The 15,376-nt window shown below is 61.7% G+C and carries 25 protein-coding genes; 2 read left to right on the forward strand and 23 right to left on the reverse strand.

Annotated elements, in window-relative coordinates:
- Window positions 1-23 precede the first annotated feature (23 nt).
- From rpsE to rpsL, 23 genes are all read right to left on the reverse strand, one after another.
- A complete protein-coding gene (gene rpsE, locus AC56QQ_RS19210) occupies window positions 24-587 on the reverse strand; it encodes a 30S ribosomal protein S5 (protein WP_006333394.1) in 564 nt (187 codons plus the stop codon).
- Window positions 588-722: 135 nt separating this feature from the next.
- Entirely contained in the window at window positions 723-1,082 is a 360-nt protein-coding gene (gene rplR / locus AC56QQ_RS19215) for a 50S ribosomal protein L18 (RefSeq protein ID WP_091584612.1), read from the reverse strand.
- A gap of 138 nt (window positions 1,083-1,220) precedes the next feature.
- Window positions 1,221-1,754, reverse strand: a complete 534-nt coding sequence (gene rplF, locus AC56QQ_RS19220) for a 50S ribosomal protein L6 (RefSeq protein ID WP_091584610.1) — start codon at window positions 1,752-1,754, stop codon at window positions 1,221-1,223.
- A gap of 92 nt (window positions 1,755-1,846) precedes the next feature.
- Window positions 1,847-2,245: a 30S ribosomal protein S8 gene (rpsH, locus tag AC56QQ_RS19225; RefSeq protein ID WP_006205453.1), complete on the reverse strand. Its 399-nt coding sequence runs from the start codon at window positions 2,243-2,245 to the stop codon at window positions 1,847-1,849.
- Between the two features lie 12 nt (window positions 2,246-2,257).
- Window positions 2,258-2,563: a 30S ribosomal protein S14 gene (rpsN, locus tag AC56QQ_RS19230; RefSeq protein WP_010909282.1), complete on the reverse strand. Its 306-nt coding sequence runs from the start codon at window positions 2,561-2,563 to the stop codon at window positions 2,258-2,260.
- Window positions 2,564-2,590: 27 nt separating this feature from the next.
- Complete coding sequence (gene rplE / locus AC56QQ_RS19235; protein WP_091584608.1) at window positions 2,591-3,169, reverse strand: 50S ribosomal protein L5; 579 nt, start codon at window positions 3,167-3,169, stop codon at window positions 2,591-2,593.
- Window positions 3,162-3,476 (reverse strand): 50S ribosomal protein L24, encoded by a 315-nt coding sequence (rplX, locus tag AC56QQ_RS19240; RefSeq protein WP_013531428.1) that lies wholly within the window; start codon window positions 3,474-3,476, stop codon window positions 3,162-3,164. The genes rplE and rplX overlap by 8 nt, the downstream gene beginning before the upstream one ends.
- 12 nt (window positions 3,477-3,488) lie before the next feature.
- A complete protein-coding gene (gene rplN / locus AC56QQ_RS19245) occupies window positions 3,489-3,857 on the reverse strand; it encodes a 50S ribosomal protein L14 (RefSeq protein ID WP_006205457.1) in 369 nt (122 codons plus the stop codon).
- Window positions 3,858-3,929: 72 nt separating this feature from the next.
- A complete protein-coding gene (gene rpsQ, locus AC56QQ_RS19250) occupies window positions 3,930-4,169 on the reverse strand; it encodes a 30S ribosomal protein S17 (protein ID WP_010909280.1) in 240 nt (79 codons plus the stop codon).
- An 11-nt stretch (window positions 4,170-4,180) separates the two neighbouring features.
- Window positions 4,181-4,381: a 50S ribosomal protein L29 gene (rpmC, locus tag AC56QQ_RS19255; RefSeq protein ID WP_006205459.1), complete on the reverse strand. Its 201-nt coding sequence runs from the start codon at window positions 4,379-4,381 to the stop codon at window positions 4,181-4,183.
- 13 nt (window positions 4,382-4,394) lie between these two features.
- Complete coding sequence (gene rplP / locus AC56QQ_RS19260) at window positions 4,395-4,808, reverse strand: 50S ribosomal protein L16 (protein WP_013531427.1); 414 nt, start codon at window positions 4,806-4,808, stop codon at window positions 4,395-4,397.
- A gap of 27 nt (window positions 4,809-4,835) precedes the next feature.
- A complete protein-coding gene (gene rpsC / locus AC56QQ_RS19265) occupies window positions 4,836-5,561 on the reverse strand; it encodes a 30S ribosomal protein S3 (protein WP_497123034.1) in 726 nt (241 codons plus the stop codon).
- A complete protein-coding gene (gene rplV, locus AC56QQ_RS19270; RefSeq protein WP_006205462.1) occupies window positions 5,561-5,950 on the reverse strand; it encodes a 50S ribosomal protein L22 in 390 nt (129 codons plus the stop codon). The genes rpsC and rplV overlap by 1 nt, the downstream gene beginning before the upstream one ends.
- Window positions 5,951-5,952: 2 nt before the next feature.
- Window positions 5,953-6,231 (reverse strand): 30S ribosomal protein S19, encoded by a 279-nt coding sequence (rpsS, locus tag AC56QQ_RS19275; RefSeq protein WP_006205463.1) that lies wholly within the window; start codon window positions 6,229-6,231, stop codon window positions 5,953-5,955.
- Between the two features lie 16 nt (window positions 6,232-6,247).
- The gene (gene rplB / locus AC56QQ_RS19280) at window positions 6,248-7,081 is read right to left on the reverse strand and encodes a 50S ribosomal protein L2 (RefSeq protein WP_024505067.1); all 834 of its coding nucleotides are present in this window, start codon (window positions 7,079-7,081) and stop codon (window positions 6,248-6,250) included.
- A gap of 22 nt (window positions 7,082-7,103) precedes the next feature.
- Entirely contained in the window at window positions 7,104-7,397 is a 294-nt protein-coding gene (locus tag AC56QQ_RS19285) for a 50S ribosomal protein L23 (RefSeq protein ID WP_010909275.1), read from the reverse strand.
- Window positions 7,394-8,014 carry a 50S ribosomal protein L4 gene (gene rplD, locus AC56QQ_RS19290; RefSeq protein WP_489861230.1) on the reverse strand — a complete coding sequence of 207 codons (621 nt, stop codon included), beginning with the start codon at window positions 8,012-8,014 and terminating at the stop codon, window positions 7,394-7,396. The genes AC56QQ_RS19285 and rplD overlap by 4 nt, the downstream gene beginning before the upstream one ends.
- Window positions 8,014-8,736 (reverse strand): 50S ribosomal protein L3, encoded by a 723-nt coding sequence (rplC, locus tag AC56QQ_RS19295; protein ID WP_091584603.1) that lies wholly within the window; start codon window positions 8,734-8,736, stop codon window positions 8,014-8,016. Before rplC ends, rplD begins: the two co-directional genes overlap by 1 nt.
- Window positions 8,737-8,797: 61 nt before the next feature.
- Complete coding sequence (gene rpsJ / locus AC56QQ_RS19300) at window positions 8,798-9,106, reverse strand: 30S ribosomal protein S10 (RefSeq protein WP_010909272.1); 309 nt, start codon at window positions 9,104-9,106, stop codon at window positions 8,798-8,800.
- Window positions 9,107-9,175: 69 nt separating this feature from the next.
- A complete protein-coding gene (gene tuf / locus AC56QQ_RS19305; RefSeq protein WP_256753628.1) occupies window positions 9,176-10,351 on the reverse strand; it encodes an elongation factor Tu in 1,176 nt (391 codons plus the stop codon).
- 66 nt (window positions 10,352-10,417) lie between these two features.
- A complete protein-coding gene (fusA, locus tag AC56QQ_RS19310) occupies window positions 10,418-12,508 on the reverse strand; it encodes an elongation factor G (RefSeq protein WP_497123036.1) in 2,091 nt (696 codons plus the stop codon).
- A gap of 29 nt (window positions 12,509-12,537) precedes the next feature.
- A complete protein-coding gene (rpsG, locus tag AC56QQ_RS19315) occupies window positions 12,538-13,008 on the reverse strand; it encodes a 30S ribosomal protein S7 (protein ID WP_008875664.1) in 471 nt (156 codons plus the stop codon).
- Between the two features lie 74 nt (window positions 13,009-13,082).
- Window positions 13,083-13,454, reverse strand: a complete 372-nt coding sequence (gene rpsL, locus AC56QQ_RS19320) for a 30S ribosomal protein S12 (RefSeq protein ID WP_006333356.1) — start codon at window positions 13,452-13,454, stop codon at window positions 13,083-13,085.
- Between the two features lie 463 nt (window positions 13,455-13,917).
- On the opposite strand from rpsL, the gene AC56QQ_RS19325 reads away from it, so the two are divergent.
- Complete coding sequence (locus AC56QQ_RS19325; protein WP_489861229.1) at window positions 13,918-14,199, forward strand: transcriptional regulator; 282 nt, start codon at window positions 13,918-13,920, stop codon at window positions 14,197-14,199.
- 16 nt (window positions 14,200-14,215) lie between these two features.
- Window positions 14,216-15,328: a PLP-dependent cysteine synthase family protein gene (locus tag AC56QQ_RS19330; protein ID WP_497123037.1), complete on the forward strand. Its 1,113-nt coding sequence runs from the start codon at window positions 14,216-14,218 to the stop codon at window positions 15,326-15,328.
- The last annotated feature ends 48 nt before the right edge of the window (window positions 15,329-15,376 follow it).

The following is a 15,376-nucleotide window of genomic DNA, read 5'->3' on the forward strand; positions in this document are numbered from 1 at the left end:
TCAAAATCCCTGGTCAGCGTCGACTATTCTTCAGCCGCAACGGCGGTGCCGCGGCGGGCCTGAAGGGTCGAATACTTGATGCCGCGCGCAGCAGCCACATCCTTGGGATGCATCTGGCTCTTCAGCGCGTCGAACGTGGCGCGAACCATGTTGTACGGGTTCGACGAACCCATCGACTTGGCGACCACGTCATGCATGCCGAGCGTCTCGAAGACAGCGCGCATCGGGCCACCGGCGATGATGCCGGTACCTTGCTTGGCGGCGCGCAGCAGAACACGGCCAGCGCCCCAACGCCCTTCGACGTCGTGGTGCAGCGTGCGACCCGAGCGCAGCGGCACGAAAATCATGTCGCGCTTTGCCGATTCAGTTGCCTTGCGGATAGCTTCCGGCACTTCGCGCGCCTTGCCGTGACCAAAGCCGACACGGCCCTTCTGGTCGCCGACGACGACGAGTGCTGCAAAACCGAAGCGACGGCCGCCCTTGACGACCTTGGCGACGCGGTTGATGTGGACGAGCTTGTCCACCATGCCGTCATCGCGTTCTTCACGATCGCGGCCGCGGCCGCCATCCCTACGTTCCTGTGCCATATCCTGTTCCTTGTTTTTTTCCGGAAGCACGGTTGCTGATAAGATCCGGCGCCTCTGTGGGTCACCGGGGGCGAAAGTCATTTTTTCCTTCGCATGATCCTTATCCGAAAAGTCTGCAACTTTTCGGGATCATGTTTAGAAGCTCAGACCACCTTCACGGGCAGCCTCGGCCAGCGCCTTGACGCGGCCGTGATAGATGTAGGCGCCACGGTCGAAGACGACTTCCTTGACGCCAGCCTTGGTGGCGCGCTCGGCGATCAGCTTGCCGATCGCGGCAGCGGCGGCGGTGTCGGCGCCGGTCTTGAGCGAACCCTTGAGGTCCTTCTCGAGCGTCGAGGCCGCGACGATGGTGTGACCCTTGGCGTCGTCGATGACCTGCACATAGATGTTCTTCGATGTGCGGTGGACCGACAGACGCGGACGCTCACCGGCGACCTTCTTGATCTGACGGCGAACGCGCTGCGCGCGGCGCTGGATGGATTCCTTGGTAGCCATGATAGTTCCTTGCCTTCACAAAACGGGGGCCGCCCTATGCGGTAGGCGAAAGCGCCTCCCGCGACCGCTCCCCGCGGCGTTACATCTCTTTAGCTTGGTCCTTTCCGAAAAGTCTGCAACTTTTCGGGGCCAAGCCTACTACTTCTTCTTGCCTTCCTTGCGGACGATCTTCTCGCCAGCGTAGCGGACACCCTTGCCCTTGTAGGGCTCAGGACCGCGATATTCGCGGATCTCGGCGGCAACCTGGCCGACCTGCTGCTTGTCGATGCCGGTCACGGTGATTTCCGTCGGCTTCGGCACAGTGATCGTGATGCCAGCCGGGGTCTCGTAAACGACATCATGGCTGAAGCCAAGGGCCAGTTGCAGGTTCTTGCCCTGCATGGCGGCGCGATAGCCGACGCCGGTGATCTCGAGCTTCTTCTCGAAACCGTCCTTGACGCCCTGCAGGATGTTGACGATCTGCGTGCGCGACATGCCCCACTTGGAGCGGGCCGTCTTGGTCTGGTCGCGCGGCTGGACAGCGATCTCGCTGCCTTCCATCTTGACCAGGACTTCTTCGTTCACCACGAACTTCAGCTCGCCCTTGGGGCCCTTCGCCGTCACGGTCTGGCCGTTGACGGTCGCGGTCACGCCCTGCGGCAGCGAAACGGGTTTCTTTCCAATACGAGACATTTTGTTGTCCTCGTCACTTCTCTTGTTTCAGGTCTCTGTCTTCGGGCATGATCCCGAAAACCGGATTCCGATTTTGCCGGTCACGCGCCAGATCAGAAGATCTGGCAGAGGATTTCACCGCCGACGTTCTGTTCGCGTGCTTCGTGGTCGGCCATCACGCCTTTCGGTGTCGAAAGGATGGCGATGCCGAGGCCGTTGGCGACGTGCGGGATCGACTTGGCCGAAACATAGACGCGGCGGCCAGGCTTCGAGACGCGGGCGATTTCGCGCACCACCGGTGCACCGTCGAAATACTTCAGCTCGATTTCGATTTCGGACTTGCCGTTGTCGAAGTCGGTCTGGCTGTAGTCGCGGATATAGCCTTCAGCCTTCAGCACGTCGAGGACGCGGGTGCGCAGACGCGAAGCCGGCGTCGAAACACTCGACTTCTTGCGGCCGTAGGCGTTGCGGATGCGGGTCAGCATATCGCCGAGAGGATCGCTCAATGACATGTTATGTCCTCCTTACCAGCTCGACTTGACCAGGCCCGGGATCTGGCCGTTGTTGCCGAGATCACGAAGCGCGATGCGCGATACTTTGAGCTTGCGATAGTAGGCGCGCGGACGGCCGGTGACTTCGCAGCGGTTACGGATGCGGATCTTGGCCGAGTTGCGCGGCAAGGCAGCAAGCTTGAGCTGAGCGCGGAAGCGCTCCTCCATCGGCTTGGACTGATCCATGATGATCGCCTTGAGGGCTGCACGCTTGGGACCGTACTGGTCGGCAAGCTTGCGGCGCCTGTTGTTCTTCTCGACTGAGCTGGTCTTTGCCATTTCAGATTTTTCCTTTTCTCGCTGCCGTTACTGGCGGAAGGGGAAGTTGAAGGCCTTGAGCAATGCCCTGGCTTCGTCGTCCGTCTTCGCAGTCGTACAAACGATGACGTCCATGCCCCAGATCTGATCAACCTTGTCGTAGTTGATCTCCGGGAACACGATGTGTTCCTTGATGCCCATGGCGTAGTTGCCACGGCCATCGAAGCTCTTCGGATTCAGCCCGCGGAAGTCGCGGACGCGTGGCAATGCGATGTTCACGAGGCGGTCGAGGAACTCGTACATGCGTTCCTTGCGCAGCGTGACCTTGGCGCCGATCGGCATCTTCTCGCGGACCTTGAAGCCGGCGATAGAATTGCGAGCGCGGGTGACGACGGCCTTCTGGCCGGCGATCATCGCCAGGTCCTCGGCGGCGATCGAAGGCTTCTTCGAATCGCCGGTCGCTTCGCCGACGCCCATGTTCAGCACGATCTTGTCGATGCGCGGAACCTGCATCTCGTTCTCGTAGCCGAACTGTTCCTGCAGCGCCTTGCGAATGGTCTCGTTGTAGACCTGCTTGAGACGCGGCGTGTTCTGGGCAGTCGCCTGCTTGGATTGAGCCTTAGCCATTGATGACTTCTCCCGAGCGCTTGGCGACGCGCACCTTCTTGCCGTCCTTCTGGAAGATGAAGCCGACGCGGGTCGGCTTGCCATCCTTGGGGTCGGCCAGCGCGATGTTCGACAGCTGGATCGGCGCTTCCTTGGTTATGATCCCGCCCTCTTGGGACTGGGATTGCTTCTGGTGACGACGGATCATGTTGACGCCGCGCACCAGCGCGGTATCTTCCTTCGGCTGTACCGAGAGGACTTCGCCCGAACGGCCCTTGTCCTTGCCGGCCAGCACGACGACCTTGTCGCCTTTTCTAATCTTTTGCATTGGTCCGGCTCCTTACAGCACTTCAGGCGCGAGCGAGATGATCTTCATGTGGTTCTTGGCGCGGAGTTCGCGCGGAACCGGTCCGAAGATACGCGTGCCGATCGGCTCTTTCTTGTTGTCGACGAGAACGGCCGCGTTCTTGTCGAAACGGATCACGCTGCCGTCCGGGCGGCGGATGTCCTTGGCCGTGCGAACCACGACCGCCTTCATCACATCGCCCTTCTTCACGCGGCCGCGCGGAATGGCTTCCTTGATCGACACCACGATGATGTCGCCCACGGAAGCGTATTTCCGCTTCGAGCCGCCCAGCACCTTGATGCACATGACACGACGGGCGCCGGAATTATCCGCGACGTCGAGGTTTGTTTGCATCTGAATCATGACTGGCCGCCTTCTTCTTTTCTAACGGGACGGGCTCAAAGCCCCTCCCCGGTCTGTCCAAAATTCGTTTGTTTACGCCTGGTCCGAAGACACGACGATCCAGCGCTTATCCTTGGAAATCGGCTTCGATTCCTGGATGAACACCTGATCGCCAACCTTGTGGGCGTTGTTTTCGTCGTGCGCCTTGTACTTCTTGGTCATGCGCACGGTCTTCTTCATCACGGGATGCGTGAAGCGCCGTTCGACCTTGACGACAACCGTCTTCTCGTTCTTGTCGCTGACGACGGTGCCCTGCAGAATGCGCTTTGGCATGGTTTTCGTCCTTAAGCCTTCTTAGCCGCGGACTTTTCCGCAGCGATGGTCTTGATACGCGCGATGTCCTTGCGGACCTGCCTCACGCGTGCGGTCTTCTCGAGCTGGCCGGTGGCCTTCTGGAAGCGCAGGTTGAACTGCTCCTTCTTCAGGCTGGCCAGGTCGTCGGTCAGCTGGTCCTGGGTCTTGGTCCGGATGTCTTCGGCTTTCATGATCAGCCCGTCCTTATTCTGCGATGCGCTGCACGAAGCGCGTCTTGACCGAGAGCTTGGCCGCGCCGAGACGCAGTGCCTCACGGGCGGTTTCTTCATTGACGCCGTCGATCTCGAACATGATGCGGCCCGGCTTGACGCGCGCCGCCCAGTAGTCGACCGCGCCCTTGCCCTTACCCATACGAACTTCGGTCGGCTTCGAAGTGACCGGCACGTCCGGGAAAATACGGATCCAGACGCGACCAGCGCGCTTCATTTCGCGAGTGATCGCGCGGCGAGCCGCCTCGATCTCACGCGCGGTGACGCGGTTCGGCTCAAGCGCCTTCAGCCCGAAACCACCGAAATCCAGATTGGTGCCGCCCTTTGCGGTACCATGGATACGGCCCTTGAACTGCTTGCGGAACTTTGTGCGCTTTGGCTGCAGCATCGTTCTAACTCCAAATTCCTAAATGTCTCAGGCGTTTTCGCGACGACGACCGCGTTCGCGATCACCACCACCGCCATGCGCATTGTCGCCTTCAGTGGCGCGACGCTCCGAAGCCATCGGGTCATGCTCAAGGATCTCGCCCTTGAACACCCAGACCTTGACGCCGCAGATGCCGTACGCCGTATGCGCCTCGGCCGTGCCGTAGTCGACATCGGCGCGCAGCGTATGCAGCGGCACGCGGCCTTCACGGTACCATTCCATGCGCGCTATCTCGGCACCGCCAAGACGGCCGGCGCAGTTGATGCGGATGCCTTCGGCACCGAGGCGCATCGCCGACTGAACGGCACGCTTCATGGCGCGGCGGAACGCGATGCGGCGCTCGAGCTGCTGGGCGATCGACTGGGCGACCAGGGTCGCGTCGATCTCCGGCTTGCGCACTTCAACGATGTTGAGGTGCGTCTCGGACTTCGTCATCTCCATCAGCTTCTTGCGAAGCTTCTCGATGTCAGCGCCCTTCTTGCCAATGATCAGGCCCGGACGCGCGGCATGGATAGTGACGCGGCACTTCTTGTGCGGACGCTCGATCACGACCTTCGAGATCGCGGCCTGCTTGAGTTCCTTCTCAAGATACTTGCGGATCTTGATGTCCTCATGCAGCAGCTTGCCGTACTCGCCGGTGTTCGCGAACCAGCGCAAATCCCAGGTGCGGTTGATGCCGAGGCGAAGACCGATCGGATTGACTTTCTGGCCCATTATGCGGCCTCCCCTTTTTCTTCGACTTCACGAACAACAATCGTGAGGTGCGAGAACGGCTTCTCGATACGGCTGGCGCGACCACGTCCACGGGCATGGAACCGCTTCATGACGATCGACTTGCCGACGTAGGCTTCCGCCACGATCAGCGCATCGACGTCGAGGTCGTGGTTGTTTTCCGCGTTGGCGATCGCCGATTCCAGCGTCTTCTTGACCGTGCCGGAAATCCGCTTGGCCGAGAATTCGAGGTCGGATAGCGCTGTCGCGACCTTCTTGCCGCGGATGAGCGCGGCAACCAGGTTCAGCTTCTGCGGGCTGATACGGATCGTGCGCAACACGGCGCGCGCTTCGTTGTCAGCAAGCCTGCGCGGAGCTTTGGCCTTGCCCATGATTATTTCCTCTTCGCCTTCTTATCCGCGCCGTGACCGTAATAGGTCCGGGTCGGAGCGAATTCACCGAACTTGTGACCGACCATGTCCTCGTTCACCGAGACGGGAACATGCTTCTGGCCGTTGTAGACACCGAAGGTGAAGCCGACGAACTGCGGCAGGATGGTGGAGCGACGGCTCCACATCTTGATCACCTCATTGCGACCACCTTCACGAACCTTGTCCACCTTCTTGAGAAGGTAGCCGTCAATGAAGGGGCCTTTCCAAATCGAACGAGTCACTTGGCGTTACCTCTTCTTAGCTCTTGCGCTGATGGCGCGAGCGCAGGATGAACTTGTCGGTCGCCTTGTTGGACCGCGTCTTCTTGCCCTTGGTCGGCTTGCCCCAGGGGCTGACCGGATGACGGCCACCCGAGGTGCGGCCTTCACCACCGCCGTGCGGATGGTCGACCGGGTTCATGGTCACGCCGCGATTGTGCGGACGCTTGCCGCGCCAAACCGTGCGACCGGCCTTGCCGTCGTTGATGTTGCCATGATCCGGATTGGACACGGCACCGACGGTGGCCATGCAGGAGCCGTGAACGACACGCTGCTCGCCCGAGTTGAGGCGCAGGATCGCCATGCCCTGGTCACGACCGACCAGCTGGCCATAACCGCCTGCCGAACGGGCAACCTGGGCGCCCTTGCCCGGCTTCAGCTCGATGTTGTGGACGATCGTGCCGACCGGCATCGAAGCCAGCGGCATCGCATTGCCCGGCTTCACATCGACCGATTCACCGGACACGATCTTGTCGCCGGGAGCCAGACGCTGCGGAGCGATGATGTAGGACAGCTCGCCATCGTCGTACTTGATCAGCGCGATGAAGGCGGTGCGGTTCGGATCGTATTCAATGCGCTCGACCGTGCCGACGACGTCGAACTTGCGGCGCTTGAAGTCGATGATGCGGTACGAACGCTTGTGACCACCACCTATGAAGCGGGCGGTGATGCGACCGTGGTTGTTGCGGCCGCCCGACTTGGTCAGGCCTTCGGTCAGACCCTTCACGGGCTTGCCCTTGTAGAGGCCCGAGCGGTCGACGATGACCAGCTGGCGGGTGCTCGGCGTTACCGGGTTGAATTTTTTCAGTGCCATTGTTCTGTCCTCGCGGCCTTGCTCAGAGACCCGTCGCGACGTCGATCGACTGGCCGTCGGCCAGCGTCACAATCGCCTTCTTGACGTCGCTCTGGCGGCCGATCGTGCCGCGGAAGCGCTTGATCTTGCCCTTGCGGACAAGCGTGTTCACGGCCATCACCTTGACGCCGAACAGCGCTTCGACGGCAGCCTTGATTTCCGGCTTCGACGCCTTCTTGGCGACGTTGAAGACGACCTGGTTCTGCTCGGAAGCCATGGTCGACTTTTCGGTGATCGCCGGGCTGACGATCACGTCGTAGTGACGAAGGTCGGTCATTTAAAGCGCTCCTCGAGAGCCTCGACGGCGGCCTTCGAAAGGACCAGCGTGCCGCGGCGCAGAATGTCGTAGACGTTGATGCCCTGGATGGGCAGCACGTCGATGTTCGGGATGTTCGTCGCGGCCAGCTTGAAGTTCTTGTCAAGCTCGGCGCCGCCGATCAACAGGGCGTTGCTCAGGCCCAGCGTCGCGAAATTCGCGAGCAGCGCCTTCGTCTTGGCCTCGGTCAGCTTCAGCTCGTCGATGATGATGATCGACGCGCTCTTGGCCTTGGCCGAGAGGGCATGCTTGAGGCCGAGCGCGCGCACCTTCTTCGGCAGATCGTGCTCGTGGCTGCGGACGACCGGGCCGTGGGCCTTGCCACCGCCGCGGAACTGCGGAGCGCGTGCCGAATGGTGACGGGCGCGGCCCGTACCCTTCTGCTTGTACATCTTGGCGCCGGTGCGCGCGATCTCGGCGCGGCCCTTGGCCTTGTGCGTGCCCTGCTGCTTCTTGGCTAGCTGCCAGCGCACGACGCGCTGCAGGATGTCCTCGCGCGGATCAAGGCCGAAAATCTCCTCGGAGAGTTTCACCTTGCCGGCGTCCTTGCCGCCAAGCGTTGTGATCTTGAGATCCATTATTCCGCTCCCTCTGTGGCCGGAGCCTCGTTCTTAGCAGCTGCCGCAACTGGGCGGATCGCGGCGGGCTTCGGCGCATTGGCCGGCAGTGCCACCTTGGCCGCATCGCGGACCAGGATCCAGGCGCCCTTCGATCCGGGAACCGCACCGCGGATCAGGATCAGGCCGCGATCGGCGTCGGTCGAAACGATCTCGACATTCTGCGTTGTGACGCGGGTGTCGCCCATGTGGCCAGCCATGTGCTTGCCTTTGAACACCTTGCCGGGGTCCTGGCGCTGACCGGTCGAACCGTGGGTACGGTGCGATACCGAGTTACCGTGGGTCGCGCGGCCACCACCCATGTGGTGACGCTTGATCACGCCCTGGAAGCCCTTGCCGATCGTCGTGCCCGTCACATCGACCTTCTGGCCGGGAACGAAGTGCTCGACAGTGATCTCGGCGCCGACATCGATCATGTTGTCCGCGGAGACGCGGAACTCGGCGACCTTCGCCTTCGGCTCGACGGAAGCGGTCGCGAAATGGCCGCGCATCGCCTTCGACGTGTTCTTCACCTTGGCAAGGCCAACGCCGAGCTGAACGGCGGTGTAGCCATTCTTCTCCTGCGTGCGCTGCGCCACGACCTGGCAGTTCTCCATCTGGAGAACGGTGACGGGAACATGTTCCCCGGCATCGTTATAGATGCGGGTCATTCCCACCTTCTTTGCAATCACACCTGAACGCATCGGTTCAATTCCTTTAGAGTTCCGGGCCAGGGGCACCGCCCCTTACCGCGCTCTCATTCCCTTAGAGCTTGATCTCGACGTCCACACCGGCGGCCAGATCGAGCTTCATCAAAGCATCGACCGTCTGCGGGGTCGGATCGACGATGTCGAGCAGACGCTTGTGCGTGCGCATCTCGAACTGCTCGCGGCTCTTCTTGTCGACGTGAGGCGACCGGTTGACCGTGAACTTTTCGATCCGCGTCGGCAGCGGAATGGGGCCGCGGACGTTGGCACCGGTGCGCTTGGCCGTCGACACGATTTCCTTTGTCGAGGCGTCGAGCACGCGGTGATCAAACGCCTTCAGGCGGATGCGGATATTCTGTCCGTTCATGCGTCACTTCCTTGTTCTGGCGCGGCGCGGGCATATCCTGCGCCCGCGACAGATCGGTTTAAGTCCAAATTACTCTTTGATGGTGACGACGATGCCGGCACCGACGGTGCGGCCGCCTTCACGGATGGCGAAGCGCAGCTTCTCTTCCATGGCGATCGGCACGATCAGCTCGACATCGACCGTGATGTTGTCGCCCGGCATCACCATCTCGGTGCCTTCCGGCAGCGACACGATGCCGGTCACGTCCGTCGTGCGGAAATAGAACTGCGGACGGTAGTTGGTGAAGAACGGCGTGTGGCGGCCACCCTCGTCCTTGGTCAGGATGTAGGCTTCGGCCACGAACTTCTTGTGCGGCTTCACCGTGCCGGGCTTGGCCAGAACCTGGCCGCGCTCGACACCTTCACGGTCAACGCCGCGCAGCAGCGCGCCGATGTTGTCGCCAGCCTGGCCCTGGTCGAGCAGCTTGCGGAACATCTCGACGCCCGTGCAAGTCGTCTTGGTCGTCGGACGGATGCCGATGATCTCCAGCTCCTCGCCGACCTTGACCACGCCGCGCTCGACGCGACCGGTCACCACCGTGCCACGGCCCGAGATCGAGAATACGTCCTCGATCGGCATCAGGAACGGCTTGTCGAGCGGACGAACCGGCGTCGGGATGTAGGCATCGACCGCCGCCATCAGCTCGCGGATCGCGTCCTCGCCGATCTTCTTGTCCGAATCTTCCAACGCAGCCAGCGCCGAACCCTTGACGATCGGAATGTCGTCGCCGGGGAACTCGTTCTTGGTCAGAAGCTCGCGAACCTCGAGCTCGACCAGTTCGAGCAGCTCGGCGTCGTCGACCTGGTCGACCTTGTTCAGGAACACGACGATCGACGGCACGCCGACCTGGCGGGCAAGCAGGATGTGCTCGCGGGTCTGCGGCATCGGGCCGTCGGCAGCCGAAACAACCAGGATCGCGCCGTCCATCTGCGCGGCACCGGTGATCATGTTCTTCACATAGTCGGCGTGGCCGGGGCAGTCGACGTGAGCGTAGTGGCGGTTGGCCGTCTCGTATTCAACGTGAGCCGTCGAGATCGTGATGCCGCGCGCCTTCTCTTCCGGCGCCGCATCGATCTGGTCATAGCGCTTGTATTCGCCAAAATACTTCGTGATCGCCGCCGTCAGCGACGTCTTGCCATGGTCAACGTGACCAATCGTGCCGATGTTCACATGAGGCTTAGTGCGCTCGAATTTACCTTTTGCCATGTGATGTCTCCAATCCTGCTCGCCCGTGCGGGCCTTGAATTAAGTTACCGCTGCAACCCGTTCGAGTTACGCGTATTTCTTCTGGACTTCCTGGGCGACCGCGGTCGGCACAGGCTCGTAATGGTCGAACTGCATCGTGTAGGCCGCGCGGCCCTGGCTCATCGAGCGCAGGTTGTCGACGTACTTGAACATGTTGGCCAGCGGCACCATCGCGTTGATGACAACTGCAACACCACGCGCTTCCTGGCCCTGGATCTGACCGCGACGGCCGTTCAGGTCGCCGATGACGCTGCCGACGTAGTCCTCCGGTGTCACCACCTCGACCTTCATGATCGGCTCGAGCAGCTGCACGCCAAGCTTGGGCGCGGCTTCACGGAAGCAGGCGCGGCCGGCGATTTCGAAGGCCAGAACGCTGGAGTCCACATCGTGATAGGCGCCGTCGATCAGCGTCGCCTTGACACCTATCATCGGGAAGCCCGCGAACGGACCCGAGGTCATGACGCTGTTGATGCCCTTTTCGACACCGGGGATGTATTCCTTCGGCACAGCACCGCCGACGATCTTGGTCTCGAACTCGAATTCGCTGCTGTCCGGATTCGGCTCGAAGAGGATCTTGACGCGAGCGAACTGGCCGGTACCGCCGGTCTGCTTCTTGTGCGTGTAGTCCTGCTCGTGCTTGCGGGTGATCGTCTCGCGATAGGCCACCTGCGGAGCGCCGACATTGGCTTCGACCTTGAACTCGCGACGCATGCGGTCGACGATGATGTCGAGGTGCAACTCGCCCATGCCGGAGATAATGGTCTGACCGCTTTCCTCATCGGTCTTGACGCGGAAGGACGGATCCTCGGCGGCCAGACGGTGAAGGGCGAGGCCCATCTTTTCCTGGTCGTTCTTGGTCTTCGGCTCGATCGCGATCTGGATGACCGGATCGGGGAATTCCATGCGCTCGAGAATGACCGGATGCGCCGGATCACTGAGCGTGTCGCCGGTGGTCGTATCCTTGAGGCCGGCCAGAGCGACGATGTCGCCGGCGAAAGCCTCCTCGACGTCGGCGCGCGAATTCGCATGCATCTGCAACATGCGGCCGATGCGCTCTTTCTTGCCCTTGACGGTGTTGTCGACCGAAATGCCCTTGGTGAGCTTGCCCGAATAGATGCGGGCAAAGGTCAGCGAACCGACGAACGGGTCGTTCATGATCTTGAAGGCCAGCATCGACAGCGGCTCGCTATCGTCGGCATGACGCTCGATCTCGGCGTCGGTCTTGGCGTCGACGCCCTTGATGGCGGGAACATCGGCCGGCGACGGCAGATATTCGACGACGGCGTCGAGCAGCGGCTGCACGCCCTTGTTCTTGAAGGCCGAGCCGCAGAACATCGGATAGAACTTCACCGCGATGGTGCCCTTGCGGATCAGCGCGCGGATCTCGTCATTCGACGGCATCTTGCCTTCGAGGTAGTTCTCGAGCGCCGTCTCGTCCATTTCGACGGCGGCCTCGATCATCTTCTCGCGGTATTCTTCCGCACGAGCCTTGAGGTCGGCGGGGATCTCGACAACGTCCCAGGCAGCGCCCAGCGTCTCGTCGCGCCAGACCAGCGCGTTCATCTCGACGAGGTCGACAACGCCCTTGAACTCGGTCTCGGCGCCGATCGGCAACTGCATGACGACGGCATGTGCACCAAGGCGCGAACCGATCATCTCGACCGAGCGGTAGAAGTCGGCGCCGATCTTGTCCATCTTGTTGCAGAAGATCATGCGCGGGACGCGGTACTTGTCGGCCTGACGCCAGACGGTTTCCGTCTGCGGCTCGACACCGGCATTGGCATCGAGCAGCGCGATGGCGCCGTCGAGAACGCGCAGCGAACGCTCGACTTCGATGGTGAAGTCGACGTGTCCGGGAGTGTCGATGATGTTGAAGCGGTACATCTTGCCGCTGCGACCCTTCCAGAAGGTCGTGGTCGCGGCCGACGTGATGGTGATGCCGCGCTCCTGCTCCTGCTCCATCCAGTCCATGGTGGCAGCGCCGTCGTGGACTTCGCCGATCTTGTGCGACTTGCCCGTGTAATAGAGGACGCGCTCGGTGGTCGTCGTCTTGCCGGCGTCAATATGCGCCATGATACCGAAATTGCGGTAGTCTTCGATTTTGTATTCGCGGGCCATCGTAGCTGCCTCTCAGTCTCGTTCGCGCTTTACCAGCGGTAGTGCGCGAAAGCGCGGTTGGCTTCAGCCATCTTGTGGGTGTCTTCACGCTTCTTGACAGCCGTGCCGCGGTTGTTGGCCGCGTCCATCAGCTCGCCGGAGAGGCGGTCGACCATGGTGGTCTCGTTGCGGTTGCGGGCAGCAGCGATCAGCCAGCGGATGGCCAAGGCCTGACGGCGCTCGGGGCGCACGTCGACCGGAACCTGGTAGGTGGCACCGCCGACGCGGCGCGAACGCACTTCGACATGCGGCGCGACATTGTCGAGCGCCTGATGGAAGACGGTGACCGGCTCCTGCTTGGTCTTCGACTGAACCTGGTCGAGCGCACCGTAGACGATGGTCTCGGCAACCGACTTCTTGCCGTCATACATGACGGCGTTCATGAACTTGGTAACGATCAGATCGCCGAACTTCGGGTCCGGATTGATCTCACGCTTTTCTGCACTGTGACGACGGGACATTTTTTCTCTGCCTCAATTATGCGTGGTGGCCTGGATCCCGGATATTTGCCGGGATGACCTTCGCTACGCTTCGGTCACTTCGGACGCTTGGCGCCGTACTTCGAACGACGCTGCTTGCGGTTCTTCACGCCCTGCGTGTCGAGCACGCCGCGGATGATGTGGTAACGCACGCCCGGAAGATCCTTGACGCGGCCGCCGCGGATCATGACCACGGAGTGTTCCTGAAGGTTGTGGCCTTCGCCGGGGATGTACCCGATCACTTCAAAACCATTGGTCAGGCGGATCTTGGCCACCTTGCGCAGCGCCGAGTTCGGCTTCTTCGGCGTCGTGGTGTAGACGCGCGTGCAGACGCCCCGCTTCTGCGGGTTCTGCTGCATGGCCGGGACCTTGTTGCGCTTCACCGGCGCTATGCGCGGCTTGCGGATCAGCTGGTTGACGGTAGGCATTAAACCCTCTTGTCTCTCAATTCCGTGTCTCGCCCGGTCAGGGCCGCTCAAAGCGTCATTTCCATACGCAAATTCGGGCCACAAACCGCGCCTCGCGGTCTTGCCCGAACAAATGGCAGAGGAAGCGGAAGCCGCTTCGTGCACGCCGGAAATGTCTTTTCGCTCGTAAAACGAACCCTGTTTGAAGCAAACTCCAAAGCGTGTCGCTTCGGAAGGGAGAGCCTCACATCGGTTCTGACTGGCCGGCTTCTACTCGTAAGCCCGCGAACCGTCAACCCCGGAGTGGCAAATATTGCATTGAAGCCGGGGCTTGGCAGCCATGCGAAAATCGCATGTAATTTTCTTTCGCCATTTTGCAAGGGCGAGGAAGAAAGTGACCGGCTGTAGGCTGTTGCGCGGCCCTGCTTTCATGCGAAAAAGCCGCATGAGCAGTCAAGATCCCCTCGCCCGGAGGAATCGGCCCGTGAACGACAATGAAGAACGCCCGGTCACCATCATCACCGGCAGGGTGTGGAAGAGAAAGGGCGGCAAGCCGGAAGGCGTGCACGTGATGCTGGTTGCGCCCGATGACGATTCGGCGGTGCGCCGCGTGCTCGAATCGCTTGCCGCGGAGGGGTACGCGGAGGCCGAGCTCGACCAGATCGGCGATATGGAGGGCGTGCCGGACGAGGAGCCGCATCTGTCGGCCTTCCAGGGCGCGCTCGAAGGTGAAGTGTCTATCGTTACCTTTGACGTGCCGATCTGAAACCAGGTCACTAATGATGGCTGGATCAAAAGCGGCTGGACCTGCATCCCGAGCCTGGGCCGACAGGGCGGTCGCCGCGATCGAGGCCGACCAGCGCCGTTCGGCCGACACGCATCTCTGGAAGCTTGATCTGCCGGCGGTGGCCGGCATCGACTTCTACCTCAAGGATGAATCCACCCATCCGACCGGCAGCCTGAAGCACCGGCTGGCGCGCTCGCTGTTTCTCTATGCGATGTGCAATGGTCTCATCCGCGAAGGTGCGCCGGTGATCGAAGCGTCGTCGGGTTCGACGGCGGTCTCGGAAGCGTATTTCGCCCGCATGATCGGCGTGCCGTTCTATGCCGTGATGCCGCGCTCGACGTCGCGCGAAAAGATCACCGCGATCGAACACTATGGCGGCACCTGCCACTTCATCGACGATGGCAGGCGCATCTATGCCGAGTCGGCCGAACTGGCGGCGAAACTCGGTGGCCATTTCATGGACCAATTCACCCATGCCGAGCGGGCGACCGACTGGCGCGGCAACAACAACATCGCTGAATCGATCTTCGGGCAAATGCGCGAGGAGCGTCATCCGATCCCGGCCTGGATCGTTATGAGCGCCGGTACCGGTGGCACCACCGCCACCATCGGCCGCTTCCTGCGCTACAAACAGCATTCGACGCGGCTGTCGGTCGCCGACGTCGAGCGTTCCGCTTTCTTCGACGGTTTTGCCACCAAGAACGCCGACTGCCGCTGCGAACAGCCGTCGCGGATCGAAGGCATCGGCCGGCCGCGCGTGGAGCCCTCCTTCGTGCCGGGCGTTATCGATCATATGCTGCGGGTGCCGGACGCGGTGTCGCTGGCGGCGATGCGGGTTCTGTCGCGCCGACTCGGTCGCCGAGTCGGCGGCTCGACCGGCACGAACTTCATCGCCATGTGCCTCCAGGCCGCGCGCATGGTCGAGGAGGGCAAGACCGGCTCATTGGTGACGCTGATGTGCGATTCCGGCGACCGCTATGCCAACACCTATTATTCCGACGAATGGCTGGCAGCGAACAATCTCGACCCCTCGCCTTTCGAGCCGGCGATCGAGGCTTTTCTGGCGGGCGGAAAATTGGCGCTGCAGTTCGAGGAAAGCTGGGGCTGACCTTCCGGCTTCGGCTTGCCCGGGGCAAGTGTTCTGATAAGAAACGCT

Source organism: Mesorhizobium sp. RCAM 05099, assembly GCF_059683685.1.